Source organism: Streptomyces sp. NPDC091387 (genome assembly GCF_044756945.1).
Classification (GTDB): domain Bacteria; phylum Actinomycetota; class Actinomycetes; order Streptomycetales; family Streptomycetaceae; genus Streptomyces.
This window is the reverse complement of record NZ_JBIVTZ010000028.1, coordinates 21645-35000: the sequence shown is the minus strand read 5'-3', so window position 1 is coordinate 35000 and position 13356 is coordinate 21645. Positions and strand designations below refer to the sequence as shown.

At 71.5% G+C, this 13356-nt stretch carries 9 protein-coding genes; 1 reads left to right on the top strand and 8 read right to left on the bottom strand.

Features of this window, described 5'->3' with window-relative positions; all coding sequences use genetic code 11:
- Nucleotides 1-109: 109 nt before the first annotated feature.
- Together ACIQM0_RS36415 and ACIQM0_RS36410 are read right to left on the bottom strand one after the other, a co-directional pair.
- Nucleotides 110-2425 (bottom strand): bifunctional salicylyl-CoA 5-hydroxylase/oxidoreductase, encoded by a 2316-nt coding sequence (locus ACIQM0_RS36415; RefSeq protein WP_401294998.1) that lies wholly within the window; start codon nt 2423-2425, stop codon nt 110-112.
- Nucleotides 2426-2429: 4 nt separating this feature from the next.
- Nucleotides 2430-3257, bottom strand: a complete 828-nt coding sequence (locus tag ACIQM0_RS36410) for an enoyl-CoA hydratase family protein (protein ID WP_401294996.1) — start codon at nt 3255-3257, stop codon at nt 2430-2432.
- A gap of 225 nt (nt 3258-3482) precedes the next feature.
- On the opposite strand from ACIQM0_RS36410, the gene ACIQM0_RS36405 reads away from it, so the two are divergent.
- Nucleotides 3483-3917: an ATP-binding protein gene (locus ACIQM0_RS36405; protein WP_401294994.1), complete on the top strand. Its 435-nt coding sequence runs from the start codon at nt 3483-3485 to the stop codon at nt 3915-3917.
- A gap of 23 nt (nt 3918-3940) precedes the next feature.
- On the opposite strand, the gene ACIQM0_RS36400 is transcribed toward ACIQM0_RS36405, so the two are convergent.
- The 6 genes from ACIQM0_RS36400 to mmuM all read right to left on the bottom strand — a co-directional run bounded on the left by ACIQM0_RS36400 (nt 3941) and on the right by mmuM (nt 13165).
- On the bottom strand, nt 3941-5368 hold the full coding sequence (locus ACIQM0_RS36400) for an amino acid permease (protein WP_401294992.1): 1428 nt from the start codon (nt 5366-5368) through the stop codon (nt 3941-3943).
- Between the two features lie 203 nt (nt 5369-5571).
- Nucleotides 5572-6576 carry an ornithine carbamoyltransferase gene (gene argF / locus ACIQM0_RS36395; protein ID WP_401294990.1) on the bottom strand — a complete coding sequence of 335 codons (1005 nt, stop codon included), beginning with the start codon at nt 6574-6576 and terminating at the stop codon, nt 5572-5574.
- Nucleotides 6577-6694: 118 nt separating this feature from the next.
- Nucleotides 6695-7927: an arginine deiminase gene (locus ACIQM0_RS36390; protein ID WP_401294988.1), complete on the bottom strand. Its 1233-nt coding sequence runs from the start codon at nt 7925-7927 to the stop codon at nt 6695-6697.
- A gap of 102 nt (nt 7928-8029) precedes the next feature.
- Nucleotides 8030-10744, bottom strand: coding sequence for a polynucleotide kinase-phosphatase (locus ACIQM0_RS36385; protein WP_401294986.1), 2715 nt, complete (start codon nt 10742-10744; stop codon nt 8030-8032).
- Nucleotides 10741-12219, bottom strand: coding sequence for a 3' terminal RNA ribose 2'-O-methyltransferase Hen1 (locus tag ACIQM0_RS36380; RefSeq protein WP_401294984.1), 1479 nt, complete (start codon nt 12217-12219; stop codon nt 10741-10743). Before ACIQM0_RS36380 ends, ACIQM0_RS36385 begins: the two co-directional genes overlap by 4 nt.
- A gap of 43 nt (nt 12220-12262) precedes the next feature.
- A complete protein-coding gene (gene mmuM, locus ACIQM0_RS36375; protein ID WP_401295059.1) occupies nt 12263-13165 on the bottom strand; it encodes a homocysteine S-methyltransferase in 903 nt (300 codons plus the stop codon).
- Nucleotides 13166-13356 lie beyond the last annotated feature (191 nt).

Genomic DNA, 13356 nt, shown 5'->3' with positions numbered 1-13356 from the left:
GTGGCTGGTCGCGGCGGTACGGGGAGCCGGGGCAGGAGTTCCGCGCCGGTACGGAGCCGTTCCGGGGCGGGGCGAACGCCTACCCACACGTGCCTGTCGTCAGAGGCTGTCAGCCCAGGGTGAGCCGCGGTTTCGGTGCGTCGGTGCGGCCGGTCGGCGGGGTGCGGCTGCCCGCGCCGTACGGGAGCGGCCAGGGCGCGCCCTGCCCCGCGTAGCCCTGCTCGGCGGCCGCGTGCAGCGTCCAGTGCGGGTCGTACAGGTGGGGCCGGGCCAGGGCGCAGAGGTCGGCGCGGCCCGCCAGCAGCAGGGAGTTGACATCGTCCCAGGAGGAGATGGCGCCCACCGCGATGACGGGCACGCACAGGGTGTTGCGAATCCGGTCGGCGTACGGGGTCTGGTAGGAGCGCCCGTACTCGGGCTGCTCGAAGGGGACGACCTGGCCGGTGGACACGTCGATGGCGTCGGCTCCGTGGGCGACGAACGCGCGGGCGATCCCGACGGCGTCCTCGGCCGTGGTGCCGCCCCGCGCCCAGTCCGTGGCGGAGATCCGGACCGTCATCGGACGGTCGTCGGGCCACCGTTCGCGGACGGCGTCGAAGACTTCGAGCGGGTAGCGGAGCCGGTTCTCCAGTGATCCGCCGTACCGGTCGGTGCGGTGGTTGGTGAGCGGCGAGAGGAAGCCGGAGAGCAGGTAGCCGTGGGCGCTGTGGAGTTCGAGGAGGTCGAATCCGCAGGCGTCGGCGCGGGCGGCGGCGTCCGCGAACTGCTCGCGCACGACGTCGAGGCCGGCCCGGTCCAGGGCGTGCGGGACCTGGTTGACCCCTTGCGTGTACGGGATCGGGGAGGCGGCGGCGAGCGGCCAGTTGCCCTCGTCGAGCGGCTGGTCGATGCCGTCCCACATCAGCTTGGTGGAGCCCTTGCGGCCGGAGTGGCCGAGCTGGACGCCGATGGCGGTGCCGGGCGATCCGGTGTGCACGAAGTCGGTGATCCGGGTCCAGGCGGCGGCCTGTGCGTCGGTGTAGAGGCCGGTGCAGCCGGGGGTGATGCGGCCCTCGGGGCTCACGCAGACCATTTCCGTCATGACGAGCCCGGCCCCGCCGAGCGCCCTGGCCCCCAGGTGGACGAGGTGGAAGTCGCCGGGGACACCGTCGGTGGCCGAGTACATGTCCATGGGCGACACGACGACGCGGTTGCGCAGTTCCAGTCCGCGCAGCCGCAGCGGGGTGAACATCGGCGGGGTGCCGGGCGGGCAGCCGAACTCCTCCTCGACGGCCGCGGCGAACCCTGCGTCGCGCAGCCGGAGGTTGTCGTGGGTGACGCGGCGGCTGCGGGTGAGGAGGTTGAACGCGAACTGGCGGGGCGGCTGGTCGACGTGACGGCCCAGCTCCTCGAACCAGCGCAGGCTGGCGGCCGCGGCGCGCTGGGTCGATTCGACGACGGGGCGGCGCTCGCTCTCGTAGGCGGCGAGGGCCGCGGGCAGGCCGGGCTGCTCCTCGATGCAGGCGGCGAGCGCGAGGGCGTCCTCGACGGCGAGTTTGGTGCCGGAGCCGATGGAGAAGTGCGCGGTGTGGGCGGCGTCGCCGATGAGGACCGTGTTGCCGTGCGACCAGTGGGCGTTGACGACGGTGCTGAAAGTGAGCCAGGAGGAGTTGTTGGAGCGCAGCGGCCGGCCGCCGAGCGCGTCGGCGAAGACCGCGGCGCAGTGCCGGGTCGAGTCGGCCGGGTCGCGGGTGTCGAAGCCGGCGGCCCGCCAGACCTCCTCGCGCATCTCCACGATGACGGTGGACGCGTCCGGGGAGAACGGATAGCCGTGCAGCTGCATCACGCCGTACGCGGTCTCGGCGGTCTCGAAGCGGAAGGCGTCCAGGGCGAAGTCGGCGGCGAGCCAGATGTAGCGGCAGCGGTGGGTGGTGACGCGGGGGCCGAAGTGGTCGGCGTGGGCGGTGCGGGTGGCGCTGTGCACCCCGTCGGCGGCGATCACCAGGTCGTACGAGCCGGCGAGTTCGGCCGCGGGCGGGGCCTCCGTGCGGAAGTGGAGCCGTACCCCGAGGGACGCGCAGCGCTCGTGCAGGATCTCCAGGAGGCGGCGGCGGCCGAGCGCGGCGAAGCCGTGACCGCCGGAGGTCTGGGTGTGCCCGCGGTGGACGATGTCTATGTCGTCCCACCGGACGAACTCCTTCTGGAGCGCGCGGTGGACGGTGGGGTCGGCGTGCTCGATGCCGCCGAGCGTCTCGTCGGAGAGGACGACGCCGAAACCGAAGGTGTCGTCGGGGGCGTTGCGCTCCCAGAGGGTGATCTCGCGCCCGGGGTCCAGCCTCTTGAGCAGCGCCGCGGCGTAGAGCCCGCCGGGGCCGCCGCCGATGACGGCGATCCGGTGCGGGCCGGCGGACGGGTGGTCGGGGTGCGGGCTCCCGGGCGCCGTCATCGCGCTACCGGCCTTGCCACTTCGGCGGCCGCTTCTCGGTGAAGGCGGCGTGGAACTCGGCGTAGTCCTCGCCGTGCATCAGCAGGGCCTGGGTGGCGGCGTCCATCTCGACGGCGGCGGCCAGCGGCATGTCGAGTTCGGCGGTGAGCAGCGCCTTCGTCTGGGCGAGGGCGAGGGCGGGACCGTCCGCGAGGCGGCGGGCGAGCTCGGCGGCCCGTTCGTCGGCGCGGCCCTCCTCGGTCAGTTCGCTGATCAGCCCGATGCGTGTCGCCTCGGGTGCGTGGACGGGTTCGCCGAGCATCAGCAGTCTGGTGGCGTGGCCGAGGCCCACCACCCGGGGCAGCAGATAGGCGGCGCCCATGTCGCCGCCGGAGAGCCCGACCCGGGTGAAGAGGAAGGCGAACCGGGCCGTCGGGTCGGCGACCCGGAAGTCGGCGGCCAGCGCGAGGACGGCGCCCGCTCCGGCCGCGACCCCGTGCACGGCCGCGATGACGGGGAACGGGCACTCGCGCAGGGCCCGTACGACCTGACCGGTCATCCGGTTGAAGTCCAGCAGTTGCGCGGTGTCCATCGCGAGGGTGGCGCCGATGATCTCGTCCACGTCACCGCCGGAGCAGAAGCCGCGCCCCTCACCGGCCAGGACCAGGGCCCGCACGGTGCGCTCCCTGGACAGCTCGGCCAGCAGATCGCGCAGATCGGCATAGGCGCCGAAGGTCAGCGCGTTGAGTTTCTCGGGGCGGGCGAGGGTGACGGTGGCGACACCGTCACGCGTCGTGACCCTGAGGTGGCGCCAGTTCTCCGTACGTGGTGCGGAGCTGGGAAACGGGCTCATGGAGGGTGATCCCCTTCAGCCGTCGGGCTGCTGCTTGCGTCGAATTTATCACTCGTACGTGACTCCCGTCACGAGTACGCAATATGCAGAGCGTGAGACCGTTGTGACGAAAGTCCCCTTCGTACCGGTCGACAGCCCCTTGTCCGGGCCGTGGGGCTTCGTATGGTTGAAACCAAGAAGTAATGCGTTCCATGAACGTCTCATCCCTCGAATGGAACCGCCGCTGTGCCGTCCGATGTCCCCGCTCCCGCCTCCTGGCGGATCGCACTGCCGCACACGGCTGCGGCCGTGCCGATGGCCCGTGCCCTGATCCGTACGGCGCTGGCGGACATCGAGGTCCCGGCCGACAGCGACACCGCCGAACTGCTCACCGCCGAACTGGTCGCCAACGCGGTGGAGCACACCCCCGGCGACGGGTCCATCGAGCTGGTGGTGGAGCTGCTGCCGACCGGCTGCCAGGTGGAGGTGCACGACCGCGACCCCGCCCCGCCGGGCGATCTCTCCCGTCCCGCACCGGGCAGCGAACCGGACCCCTGGCAGGAGCACGGCAGGGGTCTGCTGCTGATCCGTACCCTCAGCTCGTCGTGCGGTCACCGCACGACGGAACGCGGCAAGGCCGTGTGGTTCACCCTGCCGTCACCCGCCCGTCCGGTGATCTGACCGGGCTGCGGAAGGCGGTGCGGTCAGCCCGCGTTCCGGCCGGCCAGCCGCGAGCGGCTCCGTCCGTAGCAGGCGTACAGCACCGCGCCGGCCGCGAGGAACACCGCGAACTGCACCCAGGTCGTCCAGCCGGTCCCGTACATGAGATAGACACAGAAACCGACGCCGAGGACCGGGCCGACGGGGTGGAGCGGAATCCGGAAGGAGCCCCTCACCTCGGGGTTGCGGTGGCGCAGCACGATCACCGCGATGTTGACCGCGACCATGGTGGCGAGGGTCCCGATGGTCGTCAGGTTCACCACGACATCGAGTGACGAGAAGGCCGCCGGTACGGCGAAGACGGTGGCCACGATCCAAGTGTTGGCGACCGGCGTCGAGGTCCGCGGCGAGACCCGTTCGAAGACCCGCGGGACCAGGCCGTCGCGCGACATCGACATGAGGATGCGGGTCTGCCCGTACATCACCGCGAGGACGACCGAGGCGATGGCGACGATCGCCCCGAAGGCGATGATCCCGCCGCCGACCGTCGAGCCGGTGACCCGGTTGACGATCAGCGAGAGCGCGGCCGGCTTGTCGGAGACGGCGTCCGGGCCGAGGGCCCCGATCGCGGCGAGGGCGACCGCGCAGTAGAGCAGCGTGACCAGGCCGATGCAGATCATGATCGCCAGCGGAATGTCACGCCGGGGGTTCTTGACCTCCTCGCCCGCGGTGGTGATGGCGTCGAACCCGATGTACGAGAAGAACGCCAGCGACGCCCCCGCGGTGACACCGCCCGCTCCGTGGGCCGCGAACGGGGTGAGGTTGCCGTGCTCGAAGGCGGTGAAGGCGATGGCGCAGAACATGATCAGGACGGTGATCTTGAGGACGGCCATCGCGGCCGTGGCCCCGGCGCTCTCGCGGATGCCCCGCACCAGCAGGGTCGCGGCCATCATGACCACGATGACCGCGGGCAGGTTGATCACGCCGCCGTCGCCGGGTCCCGCGGAGAGCGCGGCGGGCAGCTGCCATCCGAAGAGGCTGTTGAGCAGCTCGTTCACGTACTGGCTCCAGCCCACCGCCACCGCGGAGACGGATACGCCGTACTCCAGGAGCAGGCACCAGCCGACGAGGAAGGCGACACGTTCACCGAGGGTGGCGTAGGCGAAGGAGTACGAACTGCCGGAGACCGGGATCGCGCTGCCCAGCTCGGCGAAGGAGAACGCGGTGAAGATGCAGGTGACCGCGGCGAGCACGAAGGACAGCACGACGGCGGGGCCGGCCTCGGCGACACTGTCGGAGAGGCCGACGAAGATGCCGGTGCCGACCACGGCGCCGACTCCGAAGCACACCAGCTGAAAAAGCCCCATGGTGCGCTTGAGGCCGTGCCCCTCCAGGTCCGCCCCCGATTCGGCGATCAGCTGGTGGGGGTCCTTGACGCGGCGCGGTGGGGCGGGCAGGCGCAGGGGACTCACGGGGTGTTCTCATCTCTGGCAATCTCTGGTGGCACATGTGGGGGGGGTGCGTCCGCGGCGTGGGGGCCGGTGGGACGCACGGAAAATGGGGTTCGAGCATGCGAGCCCGAACCCCACCAAGGGGGCCATAGTAGGCACCCATGTGCATGTTCACCCAATTGAGCGCATGAACATACGGTTTGTCCCGGTCGGGACTGCGCGGATCAGGCCCCGGCCAGCGTCGCGACCAGGACCGCCTTGATCGTGTGCATCCGGTTCTCCGCCTCGTCGAAGACGACCGAGTGGGCGGACTCGAAGACCTCGTCGCTGACCTCCAGCTCGGTCAGACCGTGCCGGGCGTGGATCTCCCGACCCACCTTGGTGCCGAGGTCGTGGTAGGCCGGGAGGCAGTGCAGGAACTTCACGTCGGGGTTCGCGGTGGCCCGCAGGACGTCCATGGTGACGGCATAGGGCGCGAGGGCGGTGATCCGCTCGTCCCAGACCTCCTTGGGCTCCCCCATCGAGACCCACACGTCCGTGGCGACGAAGTCGGCGCCGCGCACGCCCTCGGCGATGTCCTCGGTGAGCGTGACGGTCGCCCCGCTGCCCTCGGCGAGCCTGCGGGCCTCCGCGACGATGCCGTCGGCGGGCCAGTAGGCCTTCGGCGCGACGATCCGCACGTCCATGCCCAGCAGGGCGCCGGTGACCAGGTAGGAGTTGCCCATGTTGAACCGGGCGTCACCGAGGTACGCGAAGGCGATCCGCTCCAGCGGCTTCGCGCTGTGCTCGGTCATGGTGAGGTAGTCGGCGAGCATCTGGGTGGGGTGCCAGTCGTCGGAGAGCCCGTTGAAGACGGGCACCCCGCCGTATGCCGCCAGCTCCTCGACGGCCGCCTGGCTGTCGCCCCGGTACTCGATCCCGTCGAACATCCGGCCGAGGACGCGTGCGGTGTCCTTCACCGACTCCTTGTGGCCCATCTGGGAACCGGACGGGTCGAGGTACGTCGTCGCCGCGCCCTGATCGGCGGCGGCCACCTCGAACGCGCACCGGGTACGGGTCGAGGTCTTCTCGAAGATCAACGCGATGTTCCGGCCGCGCAGCCGCTGCACCTCGGTCCCCGCCTTCTTCGCGGCCTTCAGCTCCGCGGCCAGGTCGATCAGGCCGCGGAACTCCTCGGCCGTGAAGTCCAGCTCCTTGATGAAGTGGCGGCCTGCGAGGTCTATGGCCATGGTGACTGCTCCTGGGTCGGGCGGGGGGACGCATACGGTAACCCTGGAAGTCTATACGACACAATGCATCGCTATACAGAGTGGTTTCTGTGCCCCTCAACCGCACGGGTCACACCGCTCACACCGGATCGCGGACCACCGGGCAGCTCATGCAGCGGGGCCCGCCCCGGCCCCGGCCCAGTTCGCTGCCACGGATCTCGATGACCTCGATCCCCTCCTTGCGCAGGTGGCTGTTGGTGGTGGCATTGCGCTCGTAGGCGACCACGACGCCCGGTTCGACGGCCAGGACGTTGCAGCCGTCGTCCCACTGCTCGCGCTCGGCGGCGTGCACGTCCTGGGTGGCGGTGAGGACCCGGATCGAGTCCAGGCCCAGCGCCTCGGCGATGGCGCGGTGCATGTGCTCGGGCGGATGGTCGGTGACCTTGAGGTCACGCGGGCCGTCTCCCGGCTCGATGGTGTACGAGCGGAGCATCCCCAGGCCCGCGTACTTGGTGAAGGTGTCCCCGTCGACCATCGTCATCACCGTGTCCAGGTGCATGAACGCCCGGCTCTTGGGCATGTCGAGCGCCACGATCGTGCGGGCGGACCCGGCGTCGAAGAGCCCGCGGGCCAGCATCTCCACCGCCTGCGGGGTCGTGCGCTCGCTCATCCCGATGAGGACGGCTCCCCGGCCGATGACCAGGACGTCGCCGCCCTCGATGGTGGAGGGGTAGGCGGCCTGCCCCTCCGACCAGCGCTGGAAAGCGCCCGCGTCGGGGCCGGTGAAGAGCGGATGGTGCCCGTAGATCGCCTCGAAGTGGACGGTCTCGCGCTGCCGGGCCGGCCAGCGCATGGCGTTGATGGAGACCCCGTCGTAGATCCAGGCCGAGGTGTCACGGGTGAAGAGGTGGTTCGGCAGCGGCCCGAGCAGGAAGTCGTCCAGGTCCATGACGTGGAAGCGCACCGAGGTCGGCTCGCGGTGCCGCTCCAGGAACTCCCGTTTGGTCATCCCGCCGACCAGCGCCTCGCAGAGTTCGGTGGCGGTCAGCTCCTCGAAGGCGGCCCGCAGATGCTCGGTGGCGAGCGGGCCGTACTCCTTCTCCTCGAAGACCCGGTCCAGCACGAGCCGCCGGGCCGCCGGGATCTCCAGCGACTCGCGGAGCAGATCCCCGAAGAGGTGCACCTCGACGCCCCGGTCGCGCAGCACGTCCGCGAAGCCGTCGTGCTCCTGGCTCGCCCGGCGCACCCAGAGCACGTCGTCGAAGAGCAGCGCGTCCTTGTTGCTCGGGGTGAGCCGTTTCAGTTCCAGATCGGGGCGGTGCAGGATGACGCGGCGCAGCCGCCCGGCCTCGGAGTCGACATGGAATCCCATGTCCCCATCCTCACCGCGCGGAGCGCCGTTCACCCGGAGAATCGCCTGCCGGTTCTTCCGGCGGGCCGGGATGCCGCTGCGTCCCGGCCCGCCGGACGGGTCCTACAGCCGGGGGTCGACCGGTTCCGACTCCAGCGCCAGCACCGCGAAGACCGCCTCGTGCACCCGCCACAGCGGCTCGCCCCCGGCCAGCCGGTCCAGGGCTTCGAGCCCCAGTGCGTACTCACGCAGGGCGAGCGACCGCTTGTGGCCGAGGAAGCGGCCGCGCAGCCGGTCCAGATTCTCCGGGCGGGTGTACTCGGGGCCGTAGATGATCCGCAGGTACTCCCGGCCGCGCACCTTGATGCCGGGCTGGACCAGCCGGCCCTTGCCGTCCCTGACGAACGCGCCGAGCGGCTTGACCACCATGCCCTCGCCGCCCCGGCCGGTCATCTCCCGCCACCAGTCGATGCCGGAGCGGACCGACGCCTCGTCGGCGGTCTCGACGACGAGCCGCCGGGTGACCTGGAGCAGCCCCGTGGGGTCGTGCTCCACCAGCCGGTCCAGCCAGGCCAGCTGCTCGTCATGGGGCACGGCGGCGAGCGAGCGGCCCTGCACGGCGAGGATCTGGAACGGTGCCAGCCGCACCCCTTCGAGACCCTCGGTGCTCCAGCAGTACCGGCGGTAGGCCTCGGTGAACGCCGCCGCGTCCTCGGCCCGGCCGCGCTGCCGGTCCGCGAGCGCGCCGAGGTCGATGCCACGCTCCACCGCTGCCGCGAGGGCGGCCTCTGCCGCGGGGAGGACGGCGCCCGACGCGGCGCCGACCGCCGCGTACTGCGAGCGGAGCAGCCCGGCCGCCTTGAAGGACCAGGGCATCAACTCGGCGTCGAGCAGCACCCAGTCGGTGTCCCACTCCTCCCACAGCCCGGCGGCGGTGACGGCCGCGCGCAGCCGTCCGAGGACGACCTCGGTCAGCGCGGCGTCGTCCAGGAACGGGCGTCCGGTGCGGGTGTACAGGGCGCCCGTCGGGCCTCCGGCGGCGGGGACTGCGTCCCCCGTACCGAAGCGTTCCCGTGCCACGTCCGCGTCCCGGCAGACCAGGGCCACCGCCCGGGAGCCCATGTGCTTCTCCTCGCACACGACCCTGGCCACGCCGTCCGCCCGGTACTGGGCGAACGCCTCGGCCGGGTGCTCCAGATAGCCCTCTTCCTTCGAGGTGGCCGTCGGCGCCATGGTCGGCGGGAGGTAGGTGAGCAGCCTGGGGTCGACGGCGAACCGGCTCATGACCTCCAGCGCGGCCGCCGCGTTCTCCTCGCGCACCGCGATCCGGCCCATGTGCCGGGTCTCCACGATCCGGCGGCCCCGCACATCGGCGAGGTCCAGCGGACGGCCCTCACGGCCGCCCGGCGCCTCGGTGGACAGCGGCTTCGCCGGCTCGTACCAGACCTGCTCGGCCGGTACGTCGACGAGCTCGCGCTCCGGCCAGCGCAGCGCGGTCATCCTCCCGCCGAAGACGGCGCCGGTGTCCAGGCAGATGGTGTTGTTGACCCAGGAGGTGGTGGGTACGGGAGTGTGGCCGTAGACGACGGCGGCGCGGCCCCGGTACTCCTCCGCCCACGGGTAGCGCACCGGCAGGCCGAACTCGTCGGTCTCACCGGTGGTGTCGCCGTACAGGGCGTGCGAGCGGACCCGGCCGGAGGTGCGCCCGTGGTACTTCTCGGGCAGCCCGGCGTGGCAGACGACCAGGCTGCCGCCGTCCAGTACGTAGTGGCTGACGAGCCCGTCGATGAACTCCGTGACCCGCTCCCGGAATTCCGGGCCCTTGGCGTCCTCCCGCTCCAGCTGCTCGATGGTCTCCGCGAGTCCGTGGGTCTGCTGGACCTTGCGGCCCTTGAGGTAGCGGCCGAGCTTGTTCTCGTGGTTGCCGGGCACGCAGAGCGCGTTGCCGTCCGCCACCATCGACATCACACGGCGCAGCACGCCGGGGCTGTCGGGGCCGCGGTCGACGAGGTCGCCGACGAAGACCGCCGTACGCCCCTCGGGGTGTGCGCCGTCCACGTAGCCGAGCTTGCCGAGCAGGGTCTCCAGCTCGGAGCTGCAGCCGTGGATGTCGCCGATGATGTCGAAGGGGCCGGTGAGGTGGCGGAGGTCGTTGTAGCGGCGCTCACGCACCACTTCCGCGCGCCCGGCCTCGTCCTCGGTGCGCAGGATGTGGACCTTGCGGAAGCCCTCGCGCTCCAGACCGCGCAGCGAGCGGCGCAGCTCGCGGCGGTGGCGCTGGACGACGTGGCGGGGCATGTCGGCACGGTCCGGACGGGCCGCGTTGCGGGAGAGGCAGACGTCCTCGGGCAGGTCGAGCACGATGGCGATGGGCAGCACGTCGTGTTCCCGGGCCAGCTTGACCAGCTGACGGCGGCTCTCGACCTGGACGTTCGTGGCGTCGACGACGGTCAGCCGTCCGGCGGCCAGGCGCTTGCCCGCGATGTAGTGCAGGACGTCGAAGGCGTCCCTGCTCGCACTCTGGTCGTTCTCGTCGTCGGCGACGAGACCCCGGCAGAAGTCCGAGGAGATGATCTCGGTCGGCTCGAAGTGCCGGTGGGCGAAGGTGGACTTGCCCGAGCCGCTCGCCCCGATGAGGACCACGAGGGAGAGGTCGGTCACCGGCAGGGTGCGCGGGTTGCTTTCGCTGTTGTTGCTGCTTTCGCTGTTCTTGCTGCGGCTTTCGCTGTTCTTGCTGCGGCTTTCGCTGTTTCTGTCACCGTCGCTGTCGCTGTCGTTGGTGCTGTGACCGGTGCTTGCGCTGATGTCTGCGCCGGTGCTGTCACTGGTACTGCTCATGCGGCTTTCGCCCCCTTCTCGGTCTCGTCGTCGGCCACGGTCATGGTGAAAACTGCCATCTGGGTGGGCGGGCCCACCTCGGGGTCGTCGGGGCCCACGGCGACGTACTCCACCGCGTACCCGTGCCGGCGGGCCACCTCGCCCGCCCAGTCCCGGAACTCGGCCCGGGTCCATTCGAACCGGTGGTCGCCGTGCCGGACGTGCCCGGCCGGGAGCGTCTCCCAGCGGACGTTGTACTCGACGTTCGGCGTGGTCACCAGCACGGTGCGGGGCCGGGCCGAGCCGAACACCGCGTACTCCAGCGCGGGCAGCCGCGGCAGGTCGAGGTGCTCGATGACCTCACTGAGCACCGCCGCGTCGTACCCCTTGAGCCGCTTGTCGGTGTACGTGAGCGAGCCCTGCTGAAGCGTCACGCGGGCGGCCTGCCGCTCCCCCATCCGGTCCAGCTTCAGCCGGCGCGAGGCGATGGTGAGGGCGCGCATCGAGACGTCGACCCCGACGATCTCCGTGAAGCGCACATCCTTCAGCAGCGCCTGCACCAACTGGCCCTGTCCGCAGCCCAGGTCGAGCACCCGGCTCGCCCCCGCACCGCTCAGCGCGGCCAGGATCGCGGTCCGCCGCTGCTCGGCGAGCGGCACCGGCCGCTCCTCGGTGTCGGCCGTCTCGTCGACCGCGTTGTCGATGCTCTCGACGTCGAGGTCGTCCGACTCGGCCAGCCGGACCAGCTCCAGCCGCTCCATCGCCTGCCTGGTCAGTCCCCAGCGGCGGGCCAGATACCGGCTGGTGATCAGCTTCTGCTCGGGGTGATCGGCCAGCCAGCCCTCACCGGCGCGCAGCAGCTTGTCCACCTCGTCGGGCGACACCCAGTAGTGCTTGGCGTCGTCGAGCACCGGCAGCAGGACATACAGCTGCCGCAGCGCGTCCGCCAGCCGCAGCTCGCCCTCCAGCACGAGCCGTACGTACCGGGAGTCCCCCCACTCGGAGAACTGCTCGTCCAGCGGTACGGCCACCGCGTCCACCCGCGACCAGCCGAGCGGACCGAAGAGCTTGCGCACCAGCTCGGCACCACCACGGGCCGGGAGGGCGGGCACCTCGATCCGCAACGGCAGCGTCTCCTCGGCCCGCTCTGGCATCGCCCGGCAGGCGCCGCTCAGTGCGGACTTGAAGACGGTGCTCATCGCGACGGACAGCAGCGAGGAGGCCGCGTACGGGCGGTCGTTGACGTACTGGGCGAGCGCCGCGTCGGGGGCACCGCCCCGGCCCTTGCCCTTGCCCCGCCGCACCAGCGCCACGGGATCCACCTCCAGCAGAAGCGCCGCCGTGCAGCGCTCCGCGGACGCCTCGGGATAGAAGACGTGCGCGGTGCCATGGGAAGTGGAGAACGTCTGCGCCTTCTCGGGATGCTTGTGCAGCAGGAATCCGAGATCGGTGGCGGGACGCTCCGGGGTGCCGGTTGTACTGATCGTCAGGAACACCCGTCCGATTATGGTCGGGCTCGCTCCCTCTCACCAGGCAATTTCAGCCCGTCGCCGGATCTTCCGTCCCTCCTTCCGTGTGGTTCGCCGCCGGTGCTCCGAGCAGCGCGGCCAGTTCAGCGATGGTGTCCGGACCGACCCGGCAGCAGCCGCCGACCAGCCGCGCACCGGCCGCCCGCCAGGCCCGGACCCGGCCGGGATCGAACGTGGCGCCCCCGGCCCATCGACGTCTCCCGGCATCCCAGCGTTCACCGCTGTTCGGATAGACGACGACCGGCTTGCCGGTCACCTCCGCCGCCGTCCGGACGGCCCGGTCCGCGTCGGCCGGATCGCAGCAGTTCACCCCGACCGCCACCACCTGGTCCCGCCCCGCCGCGAGGCCGAACGCCTCCTCCAGGGGCTGTCCCGCCCGGGTCTCCCCGTCCCCCACGGTGTAGGAGAGCCAGACCGGCAGCCCGCACTCCCCCGCGACCCGCAGCAGCGCCTCCGCCTCATCGCTGTCCGGCACCGTCTCCAGCGCCAGCGCGTCGGGGCGGGCGGCGGCCAGCGCCTCGATCCGGGGCCGGTGGAAGCGTTCCAGCTCCCGGACCGAGAGCCCGTACCGGCCCCGGTACTCTGCGCCGTCCGCCGTCACCGCCCCGTACGGGCCGACCGAGGCGGCGACCCACACGTCCCGCTCCACCGAACCGGCCGCCCGCCGGGCCAGCTCCACACTGCGGGCGAACAGCGCGGCCGCCTCCGCCCTCCCGATCCCACGCCGCCCGAACCCTTCGAAACTCGCCTGATAACTGGCGGTGATGAGCACCTGCGCCCCCGCCCGCACATACGCCGTGTGCGCCGCCTCGATCTGCTCGGGCCCGTCGGCGAGCAGCCGGGCGGACCACAGCGCGTCGGACAGATCGCAGCCCTGCGCCTCCAGTTGGCAGGCGAGGCCGCCGTCGAGCAGGACCGTCCCCGCCGCAAGGGCAGCCGCGGGGGACCGTGACGGCGTCCCGGCGAAGGGCCGGACGGAGCCGCGGAAGTCGCCGGCGGACTCACGGGCGGACTCACGTCCGGAATCGCGTCCGGAATCGCGGGCGGGCTGCACAGGTGCTCCTCTCCTCTCAGATCAAGTCAGGGCAGGCCAGGGCAGGTCAG

What these genes read in the sequence shown, in the direction of transcription:
- argF (WP_401294990.1), bottom strand. Translation starts at nt 6,576, where the DNA reads ATGGCCATAGACCTCGCAGGCCGCCACTTCATCAAGGAGCTGGACTTC.
- ACIQM0_RS36415 (WP_401294998.1), bottom strand. Translation starts at nt 2,425, where the DNA reads ATGACGGCGCCCGGGAGCCCGCACCCCGACCACCCGTCCGCCGGCCCG.
- ACIQM0_RS36390 (WP_401294988.1), bottom strand. Translation starts at nt 7,927, where the DNA reads ATGGGATTCCATGTCGACTCCGAGGCCGGGCGGCTGCGCCGCGTCATC.
- ACIQM0_RS36410 (WP_401294996.1), bottom strand. Translation starts at nt 3,257, where the DNA reads ATGAGCCCGTTTCCCAGCTCCGCACCACGTACGGAGAACTGGCGCCAC.
- ACIQM0_RS36385 (WP_401294986.1), bottom strand. Translation starts at nt 10,744, where the DNA reads ATGAGCAGTACCAGTGACAGCACCGGCGCAGACATCAGCGCAAGCACC.